At 58.3% G+C, this 24,129-nt stretch carries 18 protein-coding genes; 6 read left to right on the top strand and 12 right to left on the bottom strand.

The genetic code is table 11. The features are described from left to right. Positions 1–28: 28 nt before the first annotated feature. The 7 genes from rsmA to ACHZCU_RS20075 form a co-directional block, all read right to left on the bottom strand. Entirely contained in the window at positions 29–856 is an 828-nt protein-coding gene (gene rsmA, locus ACHZCU_RS20105; protein WP_319520290.1) for a 16S rRNA (adenine(1518)-N(6)/adenine(1519)-N(6))-dimethyltransferase RsmA, read from the bottom strand. Then, a complete protein-coding gene (gene pdxA, locus ACHZCU_RS20100; protein ID WP_319520289.1) occupies positions 856–1,872 on the bottom strand; it encodes a 4-hydroxythreonine-4-phosphate dehydrogenase PdxA in 1,017 nt (338 codons plus the stop codon). The genes rsmA and pdxA overlap by 1 nt, the downstream gene beginning before the upstream one ends. An 11-nt stretch (positions 1,873–1,883) precedes the next feature. Beyond that, positions 1,884–2,837 (bottom strand): peptidylprolyl isomerase, encoded by a 954-nt coding sequence (locus ACHZCU_RS20095; protein WP_319520288.1) that lies wholly within the window; start codon positions 2,835–2,837, stop codon positions 1,884–1,886. A 254-nt stretch (positions 2,838–3,091) separates the two neighbouring features. After that, complete coding sequence (locus tag ACHZCU_RS20090; protein ID WP_394706157.1) at positions 3,092–5,284, bottom strand: LPS-assembly protein LptD; 2,193 nt, start codon at positions 5,282–5,284, stop codon at positions 3,092–3,094. A 143-nt stretch (positions 5,285–5,427) separates the two neighbouring features. Then, positions 5,428–6,498 carry an LPS export ABC transporter permease LptG gene (lptG, locus tag ACHZCU_RS20085; RefSeq protein WP_319520286.1) on the bottom strand — a complete coding sequence of 357 codons (1,071 nt, stop codon included), beginning with the start codon at positions 6,496–6,498 and terminating at the stop codon, positions 5,428–5,430. Then, a complete protein-coding gene (locus ACHZCU_RS20080; protein ID WP_319520285.1) occupies positions 6,495–7,661 on the bottom strand; it encodes an LptF/LptG family permease in 1,167 nt (388 codons plus the stop codon). The genes lptG and ACHZCU_RS20080 overlap by 4 nt, the downstream gene beginning before the upstream one ends. Before the next feature lie 54 nt (positions 7,662–7,715). Further along, positions 7,716–8,540 (bottom strand): phosphatase PAP2 family protein, encoded by an 825-nt coding sequence (locus ACHZCU_RS20075; protein ID WP_227023817.1) that lies wholly within the window; start codon positions 8,538–8,540, stop codon positions 7,716–7,718. A gap of 139 nt (positions 8,541–8,679) precedes the next feature. Here ACHZCU_RS20075 and ACHZCU_RS20070 point away from each other — a divergent pair, with 139 nt between their 5' ends. Together ACHZCU_RS20070 and ACHZCU_RS20065 are read left to right on the top strand one after the other, a co-directional pair. Then, a complete protein-coding gene (locus ACHZCU_RS20070) occupies positions 8,680–10,176 on the top strand; it encodes a leucyl aminopeptidase (RefSeq protein WP_394706147.1) in 1,497 nt (498 codons plus the stop codon). A gap of 23 nt (positions 10,177–10,199) precedes the next feature. After that, the gene (locus tag ACHZCU_RS20065) at positions 10,200–10,649 is read left to right on the top strand and encodes a DNA polymerase III subunit chi (RefSeq protein WP_319520283.1); all 450 of its coding nucleotides are present in this window, start codon (positions 10,200–10,202) and stop codon (positions 10,647–10,649) included. A 466-nt stretch (positions 10,650–11,115) separates the two neighbouring features. Here the strand turns inward: ACHZCU_RS20065 and ACHZCU_RS20060 are convergent, their stop codons facing one another. Beyond that, positions 11,116–11,406, bottom strand: a complete 291-nt coding sequence (locus ACHZCU_RS20060) for a helix-turn-helix transcriptional regulator (protein WP_106312796.1) — start codon at positions 11,404–11,406, stop codon at positions 11,116–11,118. Between the two features lie 110 nt (positions 11,407–11,516). Continuing rightward, complete coding sequence (locus ACHZCU_RS20055) at positions 11,517–11,732, bottom strand: DUF2842 domain-containing protein (RefSeq protein ID WP_106312793.1); 216 nt, start codon at positions 11,730–11,732, stop codon at positions 11,517–11,519. A gap of 137 nt (positions 11,733–11,869) precedes the next feature. Between ACHZCU_RS20055 and ACHZCU_RS20050 the strand changes: the two genes are divergently transcribed. After that, on the top strand, positions 11,870–12,961 hold the full coding sequence (locus tag ACHZCU_RS20050) for a COX15/CtaA family protein (RefSeq protein ID WP_319520282.1): 1,092 nt from the start codon (positions 11,870–11,872) through the stop codon (positions 12,959–12,961). Between the two features lie 12 nt (positions 12,962–12,973). On the opposite strand, the gene ACHZCU_RS20045 is transcribed toward ACHZCU_RS20050, so the two are convergent. The 3 genes from ACHZCU_RS20045 to ACHZCU_RS20035 form a co-directional block, all read right to left on the bottom strand. Next, complete coding sequence (locus tag ACHZCU_RS20045) at positions 12,974–13,807, bottom strand: class III extradiol ring-cleavage dioxygenase (protein WP_319520281.1); 834 nt, start codon at positions 13,805–13,807, stop codon at positions 12,974–12,976. Between the two features lie 97 nt (positions 13,808–13,904). Then, positions 13,905–14,831 carry an N-acetyl-gamma-glutamyl-phosphate reductase gene (gene argC / locus ACHZCU_RS20040; protein ID WP_319520280.1) on the bottom strand — a complete coding sequence of 309 codons (927 nt, stop codon included), beginning with the start codon at positions 14,829–14,831 and terminating at the stop codon, positions 13,905–13,907. A 95-nt stretch (positions 14,832–14,926) separates the two neighbouring features. After that, positions 14,927–16,180: an AGE family epimerase/isomerase gene (locus ACHZCU_RS20035; protein WP_319520279.1), complete on the bottom strand. Its 1,254-nt coding sequence runs from the start codon at positions 16,178–16,180 to the stop codon at positions 14,927–14,929. A gap of 327 nt (positions 16,181–16,507) precedes the next feature. On the opposite strand from ACHZCU_RS20035, the gene metH reads away from it, so the two are divergent. The 3 genes from metH to ACHZCU_RS20020 all read left to right on the top strand — a co-directional run bounded on the left by metH (position 16,508) and on the right by ACHZCU_RS20020 (position 24,015). Further along, entirely contained in the window at positions 16,508–20,278 is a 3,771-nt protein-coding gene (metH, locus tag ACHZCU_RS20030) for a methionine synthase (RefSeq protein WP_319520278.1), read from the top strand. A 486-nt stretch (positions 20,279–20,764) separates the two neighbouring features. Then, a complete protein-coding gene (locus tag ACHZCU_RS20025; RefSeq protein ID WP_319520277.1) occupies positions 20,765–22,807 on the top strand; it encodes a hypothetical protein in 2,043 nt (680 codons plus the stop codon). Between the two features lie 8 nt (positions 22,808–22,815). After that, positions 22,816–24,015, top strand: coding sequence for a glycosyltransferase (locus ACHZCU_RS20020; protein ID WP_319520276.1), 1,200 nt, complete (start codon positions 22,816–22,818; stop codon positions 24,013–24,015). Positions 24,016–24,129 lie beyond the last annotated feature (114 nt).

The following is a 24,129-nucleotide window of genomic DNA, read 5'->3' as shown; positions in this document are numbered from 1 at the left end:
AAGGCGTCAGAGCAACCCCTGAAGGGCTCTAAAGCGCTGTCGCAAGCGCGCAGAATTCGGCAACGCTCAGCGTTTCGGCACGTCGGGTCGGATCGATTCCGGCCTTTTCAAGCAACGCCTCGCCACCCAGCCCCTTCAGGCTTTGCCGCAGCATCTTGCGGCGCTGGCCGAAGGCTGCCTGGGTGATTTTTTCAAGCGCTGAAGCCGTCACGGCAATCGGTTGTGTCCGTGGCGCAAGATGGACCACGCTCGACGTCACTTTCGGCGGCGGCGTGAAAGCCTGCGGGGGCACGTCGAAAGCGATCCTTGCCTCGGTGCGCCAGCCGGCGAGCACGCCAAGCCGGCCGTAATGCGCGCTGCCGGGCTCGGCAACAATGCGCTGGGCGACTTCCTTTTGAAACATCAGCGTCAAGGACTGCCAGTAGGGCGGCCAGTCATCGGGCAGCAGCCAGTTCACCAGCAATTGCGTGCCGACATTATAGGGCAGGTTGGCAATGACGCGGATCGGCTGGCCGCCGGCAAGGGCGGCATAGTCGACCGTTAGCGCATCGCCTTCGATGATCTCGAGCCTGTCGGGATAATGCGCCGCAATCTCGTGCAAGGCCGGCAGGCACCGCGAATCGCGCTCGATCACCGTCAGTTTCCTGACCCCGAGAGAAAGAATGGCCCGTGTCAGGCCGCCGGGGCCGGGCCCGACCTCGACGACATGTGCGCCTTCCAGCGCGCCTGCCGTGCGCGCGATCTTCTGCGTCAGATTGAGGTCCAGAAGGAAATTCTGTCCGAGCGCCTTGCGGGCATTCAGTTCGTGCGCCGCAAGAACCTCGCGCAGCGGCGGAAGATCGTCGATCCGGGACATTATCGATCCTGCTTTCCGCCGGACAGCGCGGCTGCAAGCTTCAGCGCCTCCTCGAGGCTTCGCGGATCCGCTATGCCGCGTTCGGCGATGTCGAAAGCCGTGCCGTGGTCCGGCGACGTTCTGACAAAGGGCAGGCCGAGCGTCGCGTTGACACCTTGCTCGAAACCGAGCGTCTTGACCGGAATCAGCGCCTGATCGTGATACATGCAGATCGCTGCGTCGTATCGCGCCCGCGCGCTGGCATGAAACATGGTATCGGCGGGCAGGGGGCCGACGACATCAATGCCTTCGGCGCGCAGCGTATCGAGTGCCGGGCGGACAATTTCTTCGTCCTCGCGCCCGATCGTGCCCTGTTCGCCCGCATGCGGGTTCAGACCGGCAACGGCCAATCGCGGGGCCTTGATGGCGAAGCGCTCGGCAAGGTCGCGGGCCGTGATCCGGATCGTTTCTATGATCAGCGCCTGGTCTAGCGCGGCAGGGACGTCCGACAGCGGAATGTGAATGGTGACCGGAACCACGCGCAGAGCCGGGCAGGCCAGCATCATCACCGGACGGTATTGCGTCCCGGTCTCGCGACGCGCAAGCTCGGCTAAAAATTCGGTATGGCCGGGAAAGCCGAAGCCCGAACTGTAGAGAACGGATTTTGCAATCGGATTGGTCACCAGTGCCGCCGTCTTACCGCGCTGGGTGAGCTTTACACCGGTTTCGATTGCGGCAATCGTTCCGGCCGCCGTCGCCGGATCCGGCTTGCCGGGAGCAACAGGCGTTGCCGCATCGATCGCGAAAACCGGCAGTGCGGCATGAAACGTGTCGCAGGCCGCTTCGGGGGCGCAGACCTGCACCGGCACATCCAGCTCAAGCATGGCGGCACGGGCCTGGAGAATGCGCGGGTCGCCGAGATAGACGAAAGGCGCAATCCCGGTCTCGTCGCGCCGCGACCAGGCTTTCAGGGCGATTTCCGGGCCGATGCCGGCAGGGTCGCCCTGAGAAAGAGCAAGTGGCAGGTTGGTCTTCATGTCCGGGGCAATCAGGATTTACCCGGCGTGACGATCTGGGCCTTGCTCTTCAGTTCCTCCATGTAGCGCTCGCTTTCGCTTTCCGTATCGGCGTCGGCGGAGTCTTCCTTGGCGCTGAGAACCAGCCGGGCCGCATAATCGTCCGATGTGGTTTCGCGTTCGCAAATTGCCAGGAATTCGGCGCCATAGGGCGTTGTCTTGACCGATGTCGTATTGCCCGTAGCCTTGCTCACCGCGTCCTTCCATTCGGCCGGCAATTGCGGCTCCAGGAAACGGCCATAGTCGAGGACGGTCACGTCGTTCATGGTGGCCGCAAACGAAATGGCCTGATCGCATCCGGGGAATTTCGAACGCGCGGATTCGGCCTCACGCTTGCGTTTGGCCAGCAGCGAGCCGCGTTCCTTCTCCGGTACGACGAAAACGATCCGCTTCAGCAGGTATTCGGTGGTTTCCGGCTTCTTGCCTTCCTTCTCCGCTTCTTCAAGCTGGGCGATGAACTCGTCGTCAGGCAGCAGTGTGCTGCCGCCATAGCGCGCGCGCAAAAGCTGGCCCCAGCTCATGGAGACGGCAATGTAGAACTTGAAATGATCGACCCCGACGCCGGCCTGATTGAGAATGTTGCTCATCTGGGCGACGGACATGCCGTTGCTCTTGGCGAAGTTGGCAAAGGACGCATCGACTTCGGGCTGGGTGACGGACATATTGCGCAGCGCAATTTCCGACTGTTTCAGCGCCTGATCGATCATCGCCTCACGGGCTTTTTCGTTGAGATTGCCCTTCGTGCCCATCAGCCGAAGCAGGTTCCGGCGCTTGGCGATGTCGTCATTGGTGATCGGCACGTTGTTGACGATCACCGCAATGTCGACGGTCTTGGCGAAGGCGGGTTGCGGGGCAACGCCCACGATGCTTGCCGTGGCGATCATGGCGGCGGCAAATGCGGTCACTGAAAATCTCGCGGCAGTCATATTGTTTCCTTTCAACAGCCCCACGCTTCCGTCAGGTCTGCGTGCGGCATCGATACGGCCTTCCGGCGGGCGCGGCGTTTGCCATAGCTTTCACGGCGCCATCTTGCCGCTCCCCCCAAGGCGCGGTCCGATAAGGTGTCTGTTTCCTACAAGGGCATGTCATCCACCGACCCATGCCCAGAACTCGATGGCAATGTTTTGTCCATTTTAGGGGCAAAAGCAAGGCATTGATCGGATAGAACGGGTTGTCGGGTCTATTCGAATGAATCGTTGCCGACAACGATGTCGCCGAGTGTGCGGAACGTCAGACGTGCGCCAATCGTCCAGTCGACGGCTTCGCGGTTGTTGTCGTCCCAGTCTTCCTCGTAGGTGATCGAGAAAATCGTGCAGATATCCTCGTAGGTCAGGCCGACCCAGCGATTGGTGACGACATTATTGGCAAGATCGTAGGTCAGGGAACCGGAAATTCCCCAGTTCTCGTTCAGGCGAAGCGTGCTGGTGGATTTCAGTTCGCTGTTGCGCTCTTCATAGGCATAGCCCGGCTGGGAGGCGATATTGGTATAATCAAGCGCGGTATCGAACCGGTGCGATCTGAAGTCGATACCGACATCGGTTCTTGCAAGCGCGAAATCCTCTTGATCGAAACGCGCGGCCCCCGTCAGCGAAAGGCCGAAGGGGAAACTGACAGCAGCGGCGCCGACATAATCGGAGCGCGACGATTCCAGGCCCGAGTCGATGCCCACACCGACAAGATCGGGGGAGGCATAGGAATTGCGGCCGGCAAGCTGGAAAGATTGTCCGAACAGGCCGTTGACCAGTATGCCGGAATCATAAACGCCGCGATAGCGGAAGCCGATATTGGCGCGTGTACCACCTTCGACGCGGTCGAAACCGGAAAACTTGTCGCGCTCGAACAGTGTCAGGGGATCGAAGACAAAGCTCTGCGCGTCCTCGTTCGGCAGGCCGCCGGCATGCTGCTCGTCGGGGCGTATGAACACCTGTCCGATCGGTTCCAGGATATGCGAACCGAAACTGTTGCTGATCAGCAGCGGGTATTTGAGCTCGAGACCTGCCGTCACCATGGCGCGGGCTGCCGCATCCTCATCGACGAAATTGCCGGCATAGGAATAGGCGCCGCCGTTGATCTGGTCGGGGTCGTCGACATTCAGGAGGTAACCATCGGCACGCGCGGCCAGAAGCGGCGTGATCTGCAGGCCCTCATCGGTGGTAAAGGTCCGCTTCCACTCCACTTCGCTGGTCAGGCGGGTGCTGTTGCCCTCAAGACCGAGGAACCGGTCATTCACGCTCGTCGGCTTAACGTCGTTTTTGCTGCGGACGATATTGGTCAGGTTGTTGGTGACGGACAGCTGTCCGCCGAAGATCGGCTCCGGTGCGATATAATCGTAATCGATAACCGGCACCACGATCGCCTGCTTGCTTTCCGCGGCATTGAAGCTGTCGGCGTCCTGAACATCGAAATAATTCGCCTTGATCGAAAGCGAGCTGCGCTCCCCGATCCCTTCAAGATAGATCTGATTGTTGAAGATCTTGTCGTCGTGGCCTTCGATCGAATAGGTCCGCGCAAAATTGTTGTCGCTCTGGATCATGGCGTCCCAGCCGAAAACCCAGCGCGGATTGATCTGGAACTGGCCGGTGGAGGCGATCAGGGCGCGGCCGTCGGCATTGGCATCGCTGGTGCCGCTGGAAAACCGGTCGCTGCCCTGCTGGTCAATGCCGGCAAAGCGCAGCGTATGTTCGCCGTTGCGATAGCGTTTGCGGTATTCCGCCTCGACCAGGAACCCCTGTTCCGTGTAACCGGTACCGGTAAAGGTGACGTCCGAACTCGGCGAAATCGGGATATAATAGGGCAGGGAAAACCCGACACCGAGATTTTCGGCAATGCTCATCGAGGGAAACAGGAAGCCGCGCTTGCGCTTCACGCTCGGGTCAGGGACCGTGATTGACGGCAGGCGCGCAATCGTATGTCCGAGGAGCTGGAAACGCGGGCTTTCGAGACGGACCGTGTGCGTGACGCCGTCCTGAATCACGCGCTGTGCCCGGATCTGCCAGAACGGCGGTTTCTCGGGATTTTCGGCGCAGGGGATGCAGGCCGTGTAGACGCCGTTTTCCAGGATCATCTTGTTGCCGTCGACGCGTTCGGCTCGTTCGCCGGCAACCGCGATGTTATCCGGTGTGCGCACGCTGATCGCGTCGAGAAAGCCATTGGCGAAGTCGTCTGTAACGTCGAGCTTTTCGGCCCGCAGGTGATTTCCGTCGGGATCGATTACCTCGATCCCTTCATAGGCCATCAATCGGCCGGCCTTCTGGTCGTACTCCACCTTGTCGGCGACCATGCGGTAACCGGCATAATAGATCTGCACGCCGCCGAGCGCATAAACCTTCTGGGTATCGTGATTGTAGACCAGCTCATTGGCTGTCAGCAGCATCGGCCCGGAATCATCACCCGGCGCGGAAATCCCGAAACCTTCCTGCGCGCCGGCAGGTGTTGCCAGAAGGCCGACCGGGGTCAGCGCGCTTGCAAGAACCAGAAGCCCGGCAAGGCGCAATTTGCTCTTACGTTGCCGGGACACTAGCCGTCCTCCTGATGCAATAAAATAGTCAAGCCCAATGCCATCGCCACGACCACCGGAATCCAGGCCGATAGAAGCGGCGACAAAACTCCGCTACTGCCAAACGCCTTTACAAGTACACTTGTCACATAAAGCAGAAACCCGGACAGGATTCCACCCAAAATAACAGCAGGCGACTGCGCAAAACGCGAAAACTTGAGACAGACAGTTGCTGCGATTAACGTCATAGCTACCAAAAGAAAAGGAAGTGATAACAGATAATTATATTGAGTTTCCAAAGCCTTGGTTGACATTCCGAACCGCCGCGCCAGTTCGATTTGTCGCGGCAGTGCAAAAATGCTGACAAGGTCGGGCTGCACGAGATTCTGCTGGACAAAATCCTCATCCAGATTGGTTTTGACGCGTACCTCGTCTTTGTGTGTGGATAATTCGCCGACTTCGACTTCCGTCACGTCGTAGAGCGTCCACCAGCCATTGTCCAGTACGGCCCTTTTGGCATCCTGCCGTTTGGTGAGCTGTCCCTCATCACCGAAATAGATGACAACGGCCTGCAACAGTTCGGTTCCGTTTTCGGCAATGCCGCGGCCGCCGATAATGGTATCCTGTCCATCCGTCTGCTGGCGCAGCCATGGCACCGTATGATCCTGACCGCGACCGACCGCCTCCAGTCCCATGGCTTTTTTCTGTGTCCAGGATGCAAGCGGGTTCAGCGCGAGCACGCTTGCCGCACCGAGCAGGGTGGCGCCGACGACGAAGGGCAGGATGAACTGCCAGACCGAAATGCCCGCAGCGCGGGTAACCACAAGCTCATTGCGGCGATTGAGCGCAATCAGCGCGACCATTGCCGCAAACAGCGCGATAAAGGGAATCGTCTGCTGGAGGATGTAGGGCAGGCGCAGAAGGGTAATCACCATCGCGTCGGTCATGCCCTGGCCGGCTTCGGCTGAAATATCGCCGATCACCTCGCTGAAATCGATCAGGTAGATGATCGACATGACGCCGAACAGAAACCATGCCACGGTGACGACATAGCGGGTGAAGAAGTAACGACCGAGAACGGAGAAAATCATGCTGCTTCTCCGCCGTTTGGTGTGTTGCGCCGACGCAATCGTGACACGGCCGCGTAGAATCGTTCGACCAATGGCCCTTTCTTGCGGGCGCGGCGCGGCTTCAGCAGAAGATAAAGGCCGACGACCAGCAGGATGATGACGATGGCATAGGAAATGGGCACGAACATCGGATCATTTTCCGCGCGATTGGCCGAAAAGTGCGACATCAGTCGGAGCAGAAGCGTCACGATAAACGCGGTGGCCATCGGCGGTATGCGACGTTCGCGGTGGGATCGTGCATCGCCTGCGATGACGATGGTAAAGATTGCGTAGATCAGAGGCAACATCCAGTCGGTCATCCGCCGCGTCAGTTCCGCGCGATAGGCGGCCGGATTTTTCATATAGTCCGGGTCGGTCGTGTCCGGATTGAGCAGGAACGACAGGCTGCGGTCCGAAGCCTTGCGTGATGTTTCGCTGCGGTCGCTGGTCAGCTCAGAAAGGTCGAAACTGTAGGAATCGAATTGTACGATCGAAACACTGCCGGCCGCGTCTTCTCTCTGCACCTGGCCGTTTTTCATGATCAGCTGGCTGCCGCTTTCATCGACGGCGCCTTCGCGGGCATAGTAGATGTAAGAGTCTTCCGGCTCGCGGTAATCGGCCACGAACAGGCCCTTGAGAACACGTCCGGAAAGCCGTTCGGATATCTGAATGTAGAGCCCGTCCTCGATCTCGCGAAAGGTTTTTTCCTCGATCACGGTGGAAAGCAGATCGGCATAAACCGATGCGATCAGGGAGCGGACCTCCGAACGGGAGCGTGGCTCGATATAGTTGTCCAGAACGAAGGAAAAGGCGCACAGCGCTATGGCAAAGGCGATGATCGGCCGATAGATGACCGACCGGCGCGCACCGGCGGCATCGATGACGGCAAGCTCGGAATCATTGTTCATCGTGGTCAGCGTCTGCGCTGTGCCAAGCACGATGCCGAAAGGCAGAACGGTCGGAATGACGGTGGGCAGGATCAGCGTGGCGAGTTTGAGGAACGAGAGAATGGACTGGCCGCTGTCGGTCACGAGATCGATTCGTCCCAGAACCTGGGTCAGCCAGAGGATCGCAAGCACCGGCAACAGCGTTGCCAGAAACATCCGGACGACCCGGGCCAGTATGTAGCGTTCCAGTATTTTCATGCGCGTGTTGCTGTCCTCAAGACCTGCTGCCGTGTGCGGAACGATTCCCACACCTTAATGGTGTTTCATGCCCGTAGTTTCTTTTTCCTCAAAAAGATAAAGTATTCCAATGAAAATGACGACAGCACCCAGCCAGGCGAGGATAACGTCGGAAACATAATGGCCACCATAGGCGACGCGCATCACCGGGGCTGAAACAGAAACAGCGATCAGCGGCGGCGACAGTAGAAGTTTGAGTCGGTTGGGTATTATAAAAACTGCGTAGCAGAACAGCCACCCTGCGGCTGCCGCTTCGCCCGAAACAAACGAACAGTTGGAAACGCAGCTTCCGGAAAAGTCTCCCGCCGGCATGAAGGCGTGCTGGCCACCGAAAAGATCGGTGTTGCGCGGGCGCGGGCGGTGGGAGATTTCCTTGAGGATCCAGTTGACCAGTATCCCGGGACCGATAAGGAGTGCGGCCAGAGCGGCGGTCAGCCGTCGTGCCTGCCATCCATCGAAAGTCGCGCCGTGATGTGAACATACATTGATCAGCTGGTAGATGATCACCAGTGCGAGGACTGCGGGCAGAAAGAGGATCAGCTCGCGCAGAAGGCCAAGCGCTTTATCCTGTGCGTGTAAAAAACTGCCACAGATTATGCCATCGGGCGCTCCGGGTGCGCATGGCAACCGGGTGTAAAATGACCAGCTCACGCTGATATCAATATCGGGAAACAGATAAAAAAACAGAAGCAGCACCCACCACAGCGCGAAAAGCGCGACAAATGCGAGCTTCAACGGCGGTAGGTCGCCAAGGTGGCGGGAAGCGTCTGTCAGCCGTGGCTTGACTCTGAAACTTGGCAATTCAGCTTTTCCGGTTTCTTTCGTCGCGTGTACAGGCACATCGTTTTCAGTTTCGGGGTTTTAAGTGTTATGGGGGAAGGGTCAACAGTTCTTGGTTGGTTGCGTTAACAAGGCGTAGACTTCTTTTGCCAAAAACATTCGTCAGATTCATGACCCGCATTCCCGAAACTTCGGAGCATTGAAAATGAAATTCTCGATTTCCTTTGTGAAAACGGCTGAAACCGCTGATAAAACAGTCATAACACTTGCCACCGAAGGCGGCGCACCAGCGGGGCTCGACGCTCTCGGCGGGATTGAGGCGCTTTATCAGAAAGCAGCGGAAACGGCTGGTTTTACGGCGAAATTGTGCACCGCACTTGATCTCCTTTCACCCGCCGGCAGTGCGGCTGCCCGTGTCTTTGTCCTCGGGCTTGGCAAAAAGGAATCACTTTCCGAAAACAGCTGGATCAGTGCAGGCGGGAAGGCGGCGCGTCTGGCCACAAAGGTGGAAACGCTGGTAATCCATCCCGAAGTGACAGGCGTTGCCGACATTGCGGGCAGTGTTGCCGATTTTGCGCTGGGGATGATGCTTGGCGGCTATGATTTCGACCAATTCAAGACGACGGGCCGCGATGACGATGGAAAAACGCGCGACGTTGCCGTTCAGATCGTGACGTCGGACCCGGCGGCTGCCGAAGCCGCTTTTGCCGAGCGGCAAGCCATTGGCGACGGCGTTTTGCTGGCGCGCGAACTCGTCAACCTGCCGGCCAATATTCTCGGCCCGCGTGAATTTGCCGACAAGGCGATGGCGCTTGAAGCGCTTGGCGCAAAGGTTGAGCTGCTTGATGAGGCCCGGATGAAGGAACTCGGCATGGGCGCGCTTCTGGGGGTTGCCCAGGGCTCCGTCCGTCCGCCCTATCTGGCGGTGATCGAGTGGAATGGCGGTCAGAGCGATGAGCGCCCGATCGCTTTCGTCGGCAAGGGAGTCGTTTTCGATACCGGCGGTATCTCGATCAAGCCCGCAGCCTCCATGGAGGATATGAAGGGCGATATGGGCGGTGCGGCCGCCGTCATCGGCCTCATGCACACGCTGGCCGCCCGCAAGGCCCGGGTCAATGCGGTCGGTATTCTCGGTCTTGTGGAGAACATGCCGGATGGAAACGCCCAGCGCCCCGGCGATATCGTGACATCCATGTCCGGTCAGACCATCGAGGTGATCAATACCGATGCCGAGGGTCGTCTCGTGCTTGCCGATGCGCTTTGGTATTGCAACGAACGTTTCAAACCGCGTTTCATGATTGATCTGGCCACGTTGACGGGGGCTGTTCTGGTCGCGCTCGGGTCGCATCGCGCCGGGCTGTTCAGCAATGATGACGGTCTTTCCGCCGAACTTGCCAGGGCCGCAGACACCACCGATGAAAAAATCTGGCGCCTGCCGCTCGGCGAAGAATATGATCGCATGGTCGACAGCCGTTTTGCCGATATGCGCAACACGGGCGGATCGCGCCATGCCGGTTCGATCACGGCGGCACAGTTTCTGAAGCGTTTCGTCGGCGAAACGCCCTGGGCGCATCTCGACATTGCCGGAACGGCCATGGGGGCACCCAAAAACGAGATCAATCGCGGCTGGGCGTCCGGTTTTGGCGTTCGCCTTCTTGATGAACTGGTGCGTGGCAATTACGAAAAGCACGACTGAGACATGACGAAAGAGGGCGGCCGGTGACCGAAATTCTGTTTTATCATCTGACGGAATCACTGCGTGAGGCAGCCCTGCCGCCGCTGGTGGAAAAAAGTCTGGAACGCGGCTGGCGTGTCGCGGTCCAGACGGTCAGCGAGACCGAGCGGGATCGCCTTGACGGCATCCTCTGGACCTTTCGCGCGGACAGTTTCATTCCGCACGGGACCGATGCCGAAGACGAAGCCGGCGCACAGCCGGTTTTGCTGATGGTTGGCGGTGAGAACGCAAACAGCGCCGATATCCGCTTCTTCGTGGAAGGCGCGGATGTCGACGACGTTGACCAGTACAGCCGTGTGGTGGTGATGTTCGACGGCCATGATGTCGATGAACTCAACAAGGCGCGTGCCCATTGGAAGACGCTCCGGCAGGGCGACCACACCCTGACGTACTGGCAGCAGGGCGAAGGCGGGCGATGGCAGAAAAAGGCCTGAGTCCCTGTCCGACAAGGACGGCTTTCAGACCGCAGACAAACCCGAAGACGTGCGGGGGGGCCTCCATCAGCCGTCCCCACAGGTGTCATGCTCGGACGTGATCCGAGCATCAATTTCACTTAACTCTTTGATAAGAAAGGGTTTAGAGTGAGCGTATATCGTGTGGCCCTGGATCCTCGGGTCAAGCCCGAGGATGATCCGGAGTGAGGAGCAGCTTTGTCAACAAACTGGAAGCCCTGTCCTACAAGGACGGTTTCCGGCTTTTTCCTCGTGGCGGCGCGCCTTGGTATTTCGGTAAAATCCGCGGGAGGGCAGGAGGCGCCCTCCTTCTTTCCTTGACCTTGCAATAAACACGGGAACGATGCCTGAGAGAACCGGTAATACTGTCTTCACAGGCAGACGGTTCAACGGTGACGGTGATATCCGTGCGTATCAGAACATCGTGCCGGTTCCGGTCGGCCGCAGCCTAGCCGTCATTCGCCGAGTTCAAGTCCTCGGGGCGGATGCTGCGGCGTTGTTCGCTGGAACGCAGAAGACGAACCCCTGGGCCGAAGCCGTTTTCGCCATCTTCGATGAAGGCGACGCCGTTTTTCCTGAATGCTTTTTCAATTGCCTCGGCCACTGCGAAGTTGCGCTCCTCGGCGTCATTTTCCGCTTTTGCGAGTGCGAGCGGATCAACGCCGGTCATGGCGGCGACCTGTTCTTCCGAAAATCCCAGAAGTGCGCGGGCTGCTCGGATTTGCTGCGATGTGATCATGTGTGTGATGCCTTCAGGAAGCGTTGCCGATGTTTATGATCTATAACATTTCTAATGTGGTAAATCTCCGGCGGTTCCGTATACCATCAAAAAAATGTTATCGGCCGGTTTCATCCGCGATCCGCCGGCGGGCCGGCCATCCACTTGATGATGAACATCGCCGGAATGATCCAGATGAGGCCGGTCAGCAGAAAATAGGCGAGGGCGGCCCAGGCGGATCGTCCGTCCAGCACCACGGTTGCCAGCGTCGTCGCCGTCAGCGCATAGGCGATGACGAGCGTGACAATAATGATCGTTCCGATAAATTTGCGCAATCTGACTGGCACGGCGCCGTTTCCCCCCGTATGAAGTGATGTGAGACTATGCCCCCTTGTCCGGCACGTGTGAAGCACGGCGGACAATGTCTGCCCTTAAATTTCAGGCAGACGGACATGGCAAGGCTGATTTGATTGGAGTGATGCCGATGGCAACCGCAACTTCCCCCGCCTGGACAGAAAGCGAGCTTAGTTTCAACGCGGCGCTTGTCAGGGGATGGCTCTATTTCGTGGTTTTGGTGCTGTTCTGTCTGGTGCTTGTCGGCGGCGCCACGCGGCTGACGCAGTCGGGACTGTCGATCACCCAGTGGAAGCCGATCCACGGCATCATTCCGCCCCTGAGCCTTGCCGAATGGCAGCAGGAATTCGATCTCTACAAGCGCATTCCCGAATATCAGCTTTTGAACAAGGGCATGTCGCTTGCCGAGTTCAAGAACATCTTCTGGTGGGAATGGACGCATCGCCTGCTGGCGCGGACGGTCGGCATCATCTTCGCGCTGCCGCTGCTGTTCTTCTGGCTGTCGAAACGCCTGCCGAAGGGGCTCGGCTGGCCGCTGACCGGGGTGCTGGCGCTCGGCGGATTGCAGGGTTTCATCGGCTGGTGGATGGTTTCTTCCGGCCTGAGCGAACGCACGGATGTCAGCCAGTACCGTCTTGCCGTTCATCTGATCATGGCCTGTCTGATCATCGCGGCCTGCGTCTACATCGCGCGGGGGCTGAAACCGCGCCGCCATGAGGAACCGCCGACAGCCGGTTCGCAAGGGCTGGCCATCATACTTCTGCTCGGGGCTTTCGTTCAGATCTATCTGGGCGCGCTGGTGGCCGGGCTCGATGCGGGGCTGTCCTATAACACCTGGCCGTTGATGGATGGCGCCGTCGTACCGTCCGGTCTGCTGCTGCAACAGCCGGCCTGGATGAACTTTTTCGAGAACCCGAAAACGGTACAGTTCGTCCACCGCACAGGCGGCTATGTGCTGCTGTTGATTGCCATCCTGCATTATCTGGTGGAATGGCGCGGTGCGGTGGCGCGCGGCCTGGATCTGGAGCTTTCCCAGCATGCGCGCGGCGCGCTGGTGATTCTCGTGGCGATCATTCTTCAGGCATGCCTGGGGATTTTTACGCTGGTCTTGCAGATGCCGCTGTTGCTGGCGCTGTCGCATCAGGCCGGCGCGATCATCGTTCTGATTCTCGTCACCGGCCATCTGCGTGGTTATCGCGCGCCATTGATTGCGCGCGACTGAGGTGAATTCGGCTTATCCGAAGCGGTAGGCCGAATAGGGCTTGCCACGGAAATTGCCCCGAAAGACCTGTTCGCCCGTGTCCTTGCCCGCTGCGCCCGCGGCGGCAAAGACCGGAATGAGATGATCGGGCTCCGGCACGTGGCTTTCCAGCGCGTCCGGGTTCTCCGTCCAGGTTGCAAGCCGGGCCTTGCGCTCTTCCGGGTCCCTGATCGAAAGCGCGTTCTTCAGCCAGTCGTCAAATCGGGTGGCCGCCGCCGCATGCCGTTCATCTCTGCGGAAGAACATCTGCATATTGTGGTAGGACAATCCCGACGCAACGATCAGGATGTCTTCATCACGCAGCGGCTGCAACGCCTCGCCAATCTTGAAGTGAGTCTCGGCCGAAAGATCCGGGTCGAGCGACATCATCACGATCGGGACATCGGCGTCGGGATACATCAGCATGAACGGAATGAACACGCCGTGGTCGAAACCCCGTTCGGCGTCCGTTGCCGTTTCTATTCCGGCAGAAGACAGGACATCGCGCACATGTTCGGCAACATCCGGCGCACCGGGGGCAGGGTAGCTGAGTTCAAACGTATGCGGGGGGAAGCCGTAATAATCGAACAGCATGCCGGGATGGGCCGCCGTCGAAACGGTAAGCCTGTCGACATTTTCCCAATGGGCGGAGATCACCAGAATGGCCTTCGGGCGGCGGCCGAGTGCGGTGTCGAACCCCTTGAGATAGGTTTCGAGTTCTTTCCAGGGATCGTTTGCCGGCAGATTACCCTCCGGGCCGTGCATGAACGGCCAGGGGCCACCCCCATGGGGGATGAAGAAGACGGGAAGACGCGATTGCGTAGACATGAGCGTAAACCTCGCTGATTGCTTTCACCCAATATAGCGAGGCCGACGACCGGCCGCGATGTCTCAACCGGTCGACGGATTGTTCACAGTCCTGTGATTATGCCGAGAGCATGAGGTCCATGTTCTGGACGGCAGCGCCGGACGCACCCTTGCCGAGATTGTCGAGCTGGGCCACCAGATTGACATAGCCACCGCTGCCGAAAACATAAAGTTTCATGATGTCCTGACCGGCAAGCGCTTCGGCGTTGAGCCGGGCAAGCGCGCCGCTTTCGTCCAGCGGAACCACCTGCACGATGTCCTGACCGCCGTAATAGTCGCTGAACACGGCATGGATGCTCTCCGCCGTATGGGTGCCTTCCAGTTCTTCCAGATAAAGCGGGACCTGCACCAGCATGCCCTGCGGGAAACGTCCGACGGATGGCGAGAACACCGGTGCGCGCGGCAGCAGGCCATGGGTGGTCATCTCGGGCACATGCTTGTGGGCCAGATTGAGGCCGTAGAGAAAATGGGGGGCGTCGATATGGTCGTCGCGGCTTTCATCTTCCATCTGGGCAATCAGGTTCTTGCCGCCGCCGGTATAGCCCGAGATCGCATTGATGGTGACCGGATAGCTGTCGGGAATGATGCCGGCGGCGCGCAGCGGCCGGATAAGCCCGATGGCGCCCGTCGGATAGCAGCCGGGATTGGCCACATGGCGGGCAGCGCGAATGCGTGCGCTCTGATCCCTGTCCATCTCGGCAAAACCATAGGCCCAGTCGGGATCGACCCGATAGGCCGTCGAGGTGTCGATCACCCGGACGCTGTTATTGCCGGCCAGCATGCCGATGGCTTCGCGCGAGGCATCGTCCGGCAGGCACAGGATGGCAATATCGGCGCTGTTGATGAGGTCTTCGCGCATCTTCGGATTGCGCCGCTCCTCATGCGGGATGGAGAGAAGTTCGACGTCGCGGCGCTCGGCCATGCGGGTGCGGATCTGCAGGCCCGTGGTGCCGTGTTCGCCATCGATGAAGATCTTCGCTGCCATTGTCTTGTCCTGTTGCTGTCGGTTGGCCTGAATGTCTGCCGACCTATATAAAGCGGGCCCCGAGGGCCCGCAATGTTTTCGACTGAATCGATTGTTCAGTGTTTGACTTCGCGGAAGATCACTTCCGGCAGGCTGCCAAGCGCGGGGTAGAGCGGGATGAGGCAGGCCTGGAGCGCGTGGTAGATGTCGCTCTTGCCGGCAAACAGTGTCGTCTGCGGCACCAGATCTTCGGAAAGCTCCTCGTGCCAGCCGCCTTTCTCGTGGTCGAGCAGGTGGTTGGCAATGAAGCTCCACTGTTTGCGATAGGCATACATATGCACGTCCTGCCCGAAGTGGGCGGTCAGGAAGTGGGTGGCGCCGATGCCTTCGCAATGCGGCCACCACAGCTTGGCCCGGTTCTTCGGTTTGTTCTCCCAGTCGAGCGTATAGAACATGCCGCGCTTTTCATAATCCCAGCCCAGCTTGAAGGCGGAGACGAACAGTTCATGAGCTGCTTTCGGCATCCAGCTATAGGAGCGCCCGGTCAGCGTGTGAAGCTGCAGCAGAAGCCGCGTCCATTCCAGCCAGTGGCCGGGCGTGGTGCCCGACGGGCGGAACATTTCGTTGCCGGAATAATTGTAATCGACCTTCCAGTCATCGGTGAAGTGTTCGGCGACGCGGAACCCGCATTCGCGGGCATGCTTGTTGATGATCAGTTCGGCAATGCGCTTGGCCTTGCTGAGATATTCGATCTCGCCGGTAACCTCATAGGCCTCCATCAGCGCTTCGGTCATGTGCATGTTGCAGTTCTGGCCGTGGTAGCCGCGCACCGGCGTCCAGTCGGACTGGAATTCCTCGGCAACGGCGCCGTATTCTTCCTCCCAGAAATACTTGTTGATGACCTCGGTGACATCGGCAATCATGGCGTCGGCCAGCGGATGGCCGGCGAATTTGGCGGACGAGGCGGCCAGCAGCACAAAGGCGTGGCCATAGGCCTGCTTGGTCGGCTCGCCAACCGGGCCGTCGTCATTGACCTGCCAGAAATAGCCACCGCGTTCCTTGTCGCGATGGTTTTCCCACAGGTAATGCATGCCGTGATCCAGCAGGTCGTCGCAGCCGGGGCGGCCGAGCAGGTGGCCGATGGCCATGCAATGCACCATGCGCGCCGTGGTATGGATGCCCCGCACCGGATTGTCGCCGCCGATGGGATGACCGTCCTTGTCGAATTCGAAGAAGCCGCCCTTGGGATTGATCGACCGGTACTGGAAATAGTCGAACAGGTTGTTCGCCTGCGTTTTCAGCCAGTCCCGGTGATAAGGCCTTTGAATCCAGCGCGGCGGTGCGACAAGTGTATTGATCTTCGGTTTCATGGGACAAGCCCTCCCTCTCTCTATGCAACCATGTGCTGCGCCAGCGCATGGGAATGTTGTTCGCTACTGTCGATTGGAGCATCCGGAAAAGCCGCGCAGACTCCATTCAGTCAGTTGATTAGATTCTATTTCGCACAGAATAGCATCTCAATTCCGATTTGCATCATGCTTGATCATGCGCAAATGATGCGAAAAAGCCGCCGCATCCCCAAAAAAGTGACATTTTTCGGATTGTTTCGGGGCCGGTATTGGTTTGAAACATTTTAGATATATTGACATAAAGATGTCTTTATGTGATGTCGCGGGTCTGGAAATTGGAGATGGCTCATGTTTGATGAATTGTTCGGGGAAGAAGCGCCTGCACGCAGCGGTGCGGAAATTCGCGCCGCGCTTGAAAAGGCCGCGCGCGATCGCATTCTTGTCCTCGACGGCGCCATGGGCACACAGATCCAGGGCCTCGGCTTCGATGAGGACCATTTTCGAGGCGACCGCTTCATCGGCTGTGCCTGTCACCAGCAGGGCAATAACGACCTTCTGATCCTGAGCCAGCCCAAGGCGCTGGAGGATATCCATTATGCCTATGCGATTGCCGGCGCGGATATTCTCGAGACCAACACGTTTTCCAGCACCCGCATCGCGCAGGCCGACTACCAGATGGAAGACATGGTCTATGAGCTGAACCGTGACGGCGCGCGTCTTGCCCGGCGCGCAGCGATCCGCGCGGAGCAGGAAGACGGCCGCCGCCGTTTCGTGGCCGGCGCCGTGGGACCGACAAACCGCACGGCATCGATCTCACCGGACGTTAACAATCCAGGCTATCGCGCTGTAACCTTTGATCAATTGCGTGATGCCTATCGCGAACAGATCAATGGACTGATCGACGGCGGATCGGACCTGATCCTGATCGAAACCATCTTCGATACGCTGAACGCCAAGGCTGCGGTGTTTGCCGCGCGTCAGGCCTTTCGCGCCAAAGGCATCGAACTGCCGCTGATGATTTCCGGCACGATCACCGATCTTTCCGGGCGCACGCTTTCCGGCCAGACGCCGACGGCGTTCTGGAATTCGCTGTCGCATGCAGACCCGTTCACCATCGGGCTCAACTGCGCGCTCGGCGCCGATGCCATGCTGCCGCATCTGCAGGAATTGTCGGGCGTGGCCGACACCTTCACCTGCGCCTATCCCAATGCCGGGCTTCCCAATGAATTCGGCCAGTATGATCAGGACCCGGAGGAAATGGCGGGGCTGATCCGCCCCTTCGCCCAGCAGGGTCTCGTCAACATCGTCGGCGGCTGTTGCGGCTCGACGCCGGAGCACATCGGCGCCATTGCCGAAACCGTTTCGGCCTTCGCCCCGCGCAAGGTGCCCGAACATCGCCCGGTTCTGTCGCTTTCCGGTCTTGAGCCGTTTCATCTCACAAAGGACATTCCCTTCGTCAATGTCGGCGAGCGCACCAATGTCACCGGTTCGGCCCGGTTCAAGAAGCTGATCACCAATGCCGATTATGCCACCGCGCTCGATGTCGCGCGCGATCAGGTGGAGGCCGGCGCCCAGATCATTGACATCAACATGGATGAGGGGCTGATCGATTCGCAGCAAGCGATGGTCGAATACCTCAACCTGATCGCCGCCGAGCCGGATATCGCCCGCGTGCCGCTGATGATCGATTCCTCGAAGTTCGAGATCATCGAAGCCGGCCTGAAATGCGCCCAGGGCAAGTCGCTGGTGAATTCGATTTCGCTGAAGGAAGGCGAGGAGCAGTTTATCAAAAAGGCGCAGCTGATCCGCGATTACGGTGCGGCCACCGTTGTGATGGCGTTTGACGAAGACGGTCAGGCCGACACCTATGAGCGCAAGGTCGAGATCTGCACTCGTGCCTATAATATCCTCACGGAAAAGGTTGGCTTTCCGCCGGAAGATATTGTTTTTGATCCGAATATCTTTGCTGTTGCCACCGGTATCGAGGAACACGACAATTACGGCGTCGACTTCATCGAGGCGACGCAGGCGATCCGCGAGAACCTGCCTTACGCGCATGTCTCGGGCGGCGTTTCCAATCTTTCCTTCTCCTTCCGCGGCAATGAGCCGGTGCGCCAGGCCATGCACGCGGTGTTTCTCTACCACGCCATTCAGGCGGGCATGGATATGGGCATCGTCAATGCCGGCCAGCTGATCGTTTACGAGACGATCGACCCGGAACTGCGCGAAGCCTGCGAGGATGTCGTGCTCAACCGCCGCAAGGATGCGACCGAGCGGCTTCTCGATATCGCCGAACGCTATCGCGGAACCGGCAAGACCGAGGAGCGCAAACAGAACCTGGAATGGCGTGAATGGCCGGTGGACAAGCGTCTGGAACATGCGCTCGTCAACGGCATCACCGAATATGTCGAAGCCGATGTCGAGGAAGCGCGACAGGCTGCCGAGCGGCCGCTGCATGTCATTGAAGGCCCGCTGATGGCCGGCATGAATGTCGTCGGCGACCTGTTCGGCGCCGGCAAGATGTTCCTGCCGCAGGTGGTGAAATCGGCACGCGTGATGAAGCAGGGCGTTGCCGTGCTGCTGCCCTATATGGAAGAGGAAAAGCGCCTGAGCGGCGCGGAAGAGGCCGGCTCCAACGGCAAGGTGATCATGGCGACGGTGAAGGGCGATGTGCACGACATCGGCAAGAACATCGTCGGCGTGGTTCTCGCCTGCAATAACTACGAGATCATCGATCTCGGCGTGATGGTGCCGGCGGAGAAGATTCTCGCCGCTGCAAAAGAGCACAACGCCGATATCATCGGGCTTTCCGGCCTGATCACGCCTTCGCTTGACGAGATGGTGCATGTGGCTGCCGAAATGGAGCGGCAGGACTTTGCGGTTCCGCTGCTGATCGGCGGCGCCACCACCAGCCGCACCCATACGGCGGTGAAGATCCACCCGGCCTATGAGAAGGGGCAGGTGATCTATGTGGTCGATGCCAGCCGCGCTGTCGGTGTGGTCAACAACCTGCTTTCGCCGGAACTGAAGGAGGGCTATATCGCCGATATCCGCGCGGAATATGCCAAGGTTGCCGAAAATCATCGTCGTGCCGAAGCGCAGAAGAACCGCCTGCCGCTGGCAGCCGCTCGCGCCAACCGCGTCAAGGTCGACTGGGACGCCTACGCGCCGCACCGTCCGTCGTTTCTCGGCACCAAGGTTTTCGAGGACTACGATCTGGAAGAGCTTGCGCGCTATATCGACTGGACGCCGTTCTTCCAGACCTGGGAGCTGAAGGGGCGCTATCCGAACATTCTCGAAGACGAACGACAGGGCGAAACCGCGCGCCAGCTGTTCGAAGATGCGCAGGCGATGCTGAAGAAGATCATCGACGAAAAGTGGTTCCGCCCGCGCGCCGTCATCGGCTTCTGGCCGGCCAATGCCGTCGGTGATGATATTCGCCTCTATACCGACGAGACCCGCGAAAGCGAACTTGCCACCTTCTTCACATTGCGCCAGCAGCTTTCCAAACGCGGCGAACGCCCGAATGTGGCGCTGTCGGATTTCGTCGCCCCGGCGGAAACCGGCAAGCAGGATTATGTCGGCGGTTTTGTTGTCACGGCCGGGATCGAGGAGGTGGCAATCGCCGAACGCTTCGAACGCGCCAATGACGACTATTCCTCGATCATGGTCAAGGCGCTGGCCGACCGTTTTGCCGAGGCGTTCGCCGAGCGAATGCACGAGCGCGTGCGCCGCGAATACTGGGGCTATGCGCCGGACGAGGCTTTTTCCAATGCCGAACTGATCGGCGAATCCTATGGCGGCATCCGCCCGGCGCCCGGCTACCCGGCCCAGCCCGACCACACCGAAAAGCGCACGCTGTTCGATCTTCTGGATGCCGAAAACGCCTCGGGCGTGGAACTGACGGAAAGCTACGCCATGTGGCCGGGTTCCTCGGTCTCCGGCATCTATATCGGCCACCCCGACAGCTACTATTTCGGCGTCGCCAAGGTCGAACGCGATCAGGTGGAAGATTACGCGGCTCGCAAGGGCATGGATGTCGAAGAGGTCGAGCGCTGGCTCGGACCGGTGCTGAACTACATTCCGGCCGATGTCGGAAAAGCCGATGACGCCGCGTAAACCGTGATACCGGCGGCAGGCTTTCTGCTGCCGCCGGTAACCGAACAACGCAATCACAGCACATTTAGCCGATGTCGCCAGTGCTGAAACGGATGCAGCTTGGCTGGCCGCAGCCACTGCCACGACTGCCGCCGGAAATATCGGCTTTGCAGGTGCGAAAAAGGCCGACGAGACGGTTCCGTACCACCGAAGATACGCGCTGTATCTTCGACCCATAGATATTTCCGTCACATTATTCTGTTGACGTAAACGTTCGTCTGTTGCAGAAATTCCATCAAAAGTTTTATATATATTGTGTATAAAGCGAAAGGTTGTGCGAACGCTTCCTTTCATGGTGCTGAGCCTAATGGGCAAAAACACCTGTCGAAACCATTCTGTTTTCCGGATCTCCGCTATTCGGCGGCCGAAGCAGGAGGGCTATCCGCAGAGAAGTCGCGGTTCCCTTGGAAGGCCGACGTCAGCCGTGGTGGGTCATCAAGCGAATTGATGGAAAAAGTGATGCGATTCCATAATGATATCAGCGCATCGTCTGTCGATATCCTCACCGATCTGGTCACGCGTTACGAGTATTTCTCGCTCGATATCTTCGATACGCTGATCACGCGCCTGTGCGATGTTCCGGAGGATATTTTCAAGTTCATTGAAGTGAAACGACAGTCCTGTTTGCAGGGCTACACATTCGCTGACCGAAGAGTTCGTGCGGAAACGTTAGCCAGAGAACACGCGCTTCAGCGCGGCGAGGTGGAAATCACTCTGGACGCGATATATCGAGAACTGGCCAATGATCTGCCGCTTCCTGAAGAGACCATGGAACGGCTGAAAAGAACCGAGACCGATCTCGAACTCGAATTCTCTGCTGCCACGGCGCAGGGTGCCGTTCTGATCAATTTGCTGCAGGAAAAGCAGCGCCGTTTTATTCTGACCTCCGATATGTATCTTCCGCGACCGGTTATCGAAGCCCTGCTTGGGAAATGCGGCATAACCGGCCATGAAATTCTGCTCCTCTCAAACGAACACGGTAAAACCAAACGGGGAGGGGCGCTTTATGACGATGTCATTTCCCATTTTGACTGCGCTCCCGGCAACATCCTCCATATTGGCGACAACCGGCATTCGGATTTTTCCCGTGCTCGATTTTCCGGCCTTTCGGCACATCATCTCCCGGCTGCGCGGGAAGCATTTCGCAAACAGGCGGCAGGCGAAAAAATTGCACTTTTTCGCGGCAAGTCAGCATTCAAGAATATTTTTATTGCGAACTTCATAAATCACCATCCTGAATTCGCTTCTTTCCGATACAGCCCTTCAGGAGACAACAGAGAGTATTGGCAAGCTTTCGGGAAGGTTGTCGTAGCACCTTTGATGCTGTCGCTGGTCTTTTGGCTGAAAGACCGGGCTGCCGAGCTGGAAATCGGTAAGATCGGTTTTTTGGCGCGTGACGGGCTTTTTGCCAAGCGCTGCTTCGATCTGGTTTTCCCCAAAGCTGATATCCAGACAGACTATCTTGCTGCTTCCAGACGGCTGTTGACCGTCCCCAATTCCGTGTTGTCACCCACGGAGATCGGCAATTATTACCGCGGCTTGATCCATCCCGGTGCGACGTGTGCGGCAACGCTTTCCCGTATTCCCGGGGCGGAGGCGCTCGTGCCCCGGATGAAAGGGCTGGGTCTGGATCCGGACAAGGTTCTGACGCAAGAAGACCTGCCATTGTTCTACCGGATTCTGGGCGAGAATTCGGGCGTTATGACCCATGCACTGCGTCATGAAGCAGAAATTGTCAGGGAGTACCTCCAGACGAGGGTCCCGGTCTCTGAACGCTATGCTGTTTTTGATCTTGGCTGGAGAGGCAGTCTTCAAAAAGCCATCGATACGATTCTCGGCCGCGGAAATCGGGACATTGTCGGATTTTATTTCGGCACCAACGATCAGGCGCTTTCGACCATGCGCTACAAGCCGAACAGTCACCATAGTTATTCGATGCACAATGGTATGCCCGAATATGAGTGCTGTTCGTGTCAGGAACATACCGACGTGATCGAGTTTATCTTCTCGGCCGATCACGGTTCGGTCACAGGCCTCACAAGGGGGCATGATGGTTTTGAGTGGGTCATCTCCGCTCCGTCACATGCCGAGCGGGAAGCACAGGCCGTCGCCGCTATTTTCCAGAAGGCCGCACTGGAGGCTATCAGCGAGGTCTTGCAGACGGTTCCTGTTGCGACGCTCCAAAGTCTCCACCAGCGCGTCGCGATACAAAACGATTTTTTCGACTTCCTTCATAATCCCGGCCGGTATGATGCCAGGTGTTTTTCGCCTGTCAGGATATTTTCATCGATCGGCGACAGTGTCGGGGTCAAGCTCATCGGCGATTATCCGCTTTGGCGCCTTCACAGGGCAGAGCGTCGTAGTCTCTGGAAAGCAGCTTTTCGCGCCGGAATGTCGCGAAAGACACGGCTGTTTTACCGATGCTCTCGTGGCGTAAGACGCGTCATCCTATGGTTCCGCGACAGCACGAGAAGGTTACGTGGGCGATGAGGATCTGCGTGATCAGCAAGATGGATGGACGCGGTGGCGGCGCAAGCGTTGTGGCCAGCCAGTTGGCGGAGCGCTACAGGATCCAGGGCCATGACGTGACCCACCTGAACTTGGGATCGGGCAGGGAGAGCCATCCCTATCCCGAATGGAATAATCTGGTGGGAAAGCTGAAAGCCAGGGAAGCCAGGCGCGGTTACCGGGATCACAACCCATTTGAACTTGTTTCGGCGAAATTCCGTTCGATTCCCGACGAATTTGACGTTGTCCATCTTCACGACATGTCGACGGTCCTGTCGCATGCAGCGATAAACTGGCTGTCGGCGCGCATTCCGGTCGTCTGGACGATCCATGACTGTTCTCCCTTTACCGCCGGCTGCCTCTATCCGGGCAGTTGCGAGCGTTTTACCGCGACCTGCGGTAACTGTCCGCAGCACAGATCCTGGCCATTATCGTCAAAATACGACCGCACGCATGCGCTTCATACGAGACGCAAGAAGCTCAAGTCATCCGATGTCTTTTTTACCGCGCCGAGTAACTGGATGATCGAGATGTACAGGAAAGCCGGCTGGCCGGCGGGGCGGATTCAGCATGTTTCAAACGGCGTTGATCTTGAAATGTTTCGCCCGCGAGACCGTTCAAAGCTGAGAGAAAAATACGGGATTGCGCCGGAGGCCGGACCGTTATTTCTGTTTTCCGCCGGCTGGCTTCACGACAGTAGGAAAGGTGCGATAGAGGCTGTGAACCTTGTTCGCGCGCTTTCCGACCTCAATGCCCAACTCATTCTTGTTGGACGCTATTCCGATGAAGCCGCGCTGATTTTCCAGGATGTGGATTTTACCCATTTCGGTTTTGTCAAATCCGACATTGAACGCGGTGAAATTTATGCGCTGTGTGATGGCGCACTGCTTTTCTCGAAAGAAGAAAATGCGCCGTTGATTGCTCTGGAGTCACTGGCGGTGGGGACGCCGGTTTTCGGGTATTCGAGTGGCGGTATCGGTGAAATTGTTACGAGCGGAGAATGTGGCTTTGTCGCAAAGCCGACTGAAATGAAAGAAATCATGGCGGCAGCCCGCTCCATGATGATCGGTGAGAAACACCAGGCTTTGTGCGCAGCAGCCAGACGACGCGCAGAAGAATTTTATAACTATGACGATATCAGTCGGGATTACCTTGCGTTGCTTGGAAGGCTGATGCGCGAGCGAAAATAAGAATGGCGTTTGGAAGCAAGGGAAGGGGATGCGTCTCCGAGTTCAAGGCCCTTTCCATCTCCAGAAACCCGACACTGTATTTCCAAACTGTTCAATAAACTTATTTATTCAATT

The organism is uncultured Martelella sp., from assembly GCF_963677965.2.
Taxonomy (GTDB): domain Bacteria; phylum Pseudomonadota; class Alphaproteobacteria; order Rhizobiales; family Rhizobiaceae; genus Martelella; species Martelella mangrovi.
The sequence above is the reverse complement of the archived record's forward strand: the minus strand, read 5'-3'. Positions and strand labels throughout refer to the sequence as shown.

What these genes read in the sequence shown, in the direction of transcription:
- rsmA (WP_319520290.1), bottom strand. Translation starts at nt 856, where the DNA reads ATGTCCCGGATCGACGATCTTCCGCCGCTGCGCGAGGTTCTTGCGGCG.
- pdxA (WP_319520289.1), bottom strand. Translation starts at nt 1,872, where the DNA reads ATGAAGACCAACCTGCCACTTGCTCTTTCTCAGGGCGACCCTGCCGGC.
- ACHZCU_RS20095 (WP_319520288.1), bottom strand. Translation starts at nt 2,837, where the DNA reads ATGACTGCCGCGAGATTTTCAGTGACCGCATTTGCCGCCGCCATGATC.
- ACHZCU_RS20090 (WP_394706157.1), bottom strand. Translation starts at nt 5,284, where the DNA reads ATGCTGCTGACAGCCAATGAGCTGGTCTACAATCACGATACCCAGAAG.
- lptG (WP_319520286.1), bottom strand. Translation starts at nt 6,498, where the DNA reads ATGATTTTCTCCGTTCTCGGTCGTTACTTCTTCACCCGCTATGTCGTC.
- ACHZCU_RS20080 (WP_319520285.1), bottom strand. Translation starts at nt 7,661, where the DNA reads ATGAAAATACTGGAACGCTACATACTGGCCCGGGTCGTCCGGATGTTT.
- ACHZCU_RS20060 (WP_106312796.1), bottom strand. Translation starts at nt 11,406, where the DNA reads ATGATCACATCGCAGCAAATCCGAGCAGCCCGCGCACTTCTGGGATTT.
- ACHZCU_RS20050 (WP_319520282.1), top strand. Translation starts at nt 11,870, where the DNA reads ATGGCAACCGCAACTTCCCCCGCCTGGACAGAAAGCGAGCTTAGTTTC.
- ACHZCU_RS20045 (WP_319520281.1), bottom strand. Translation starts at nt 13,807, where the DNA reads ATGTCTACGCAATCGCGTCTTCCCGTCTTCTTCATCCCCCATGGGGGT.
- argC (WP_319520280.1), bottom strand. Translation starts at nt 14,831, where the DNA reads ATGGCAGCGAAGATCTTCATCGATGGCGAACACGGCACCACGGGCCTG.
- ACHZCU_RS20035 (WP_319520279.1), bottom strand. Translation starts at nt 16,180, where the DNA reads ATGAAACCGAAGATCAATACACTTGTCGCACCGCCGCGCTGGATTCAA.
- metH (WP_319520278.1), top strand. Translation starts at nt 16,508, where the DNA reads ATGTTTGATGAATTGTTCGGGGAAGAAGCGCCTGCACGCAGCGGTGCG.
- ACHZCU_RS20025 (WP_319520277.1), top strand. Translation starts at nt 20,765, where the DNA reads ATGGAAAAAGTGATGCGATTCCATAATGATATCAGCGCATCGTCTGTC.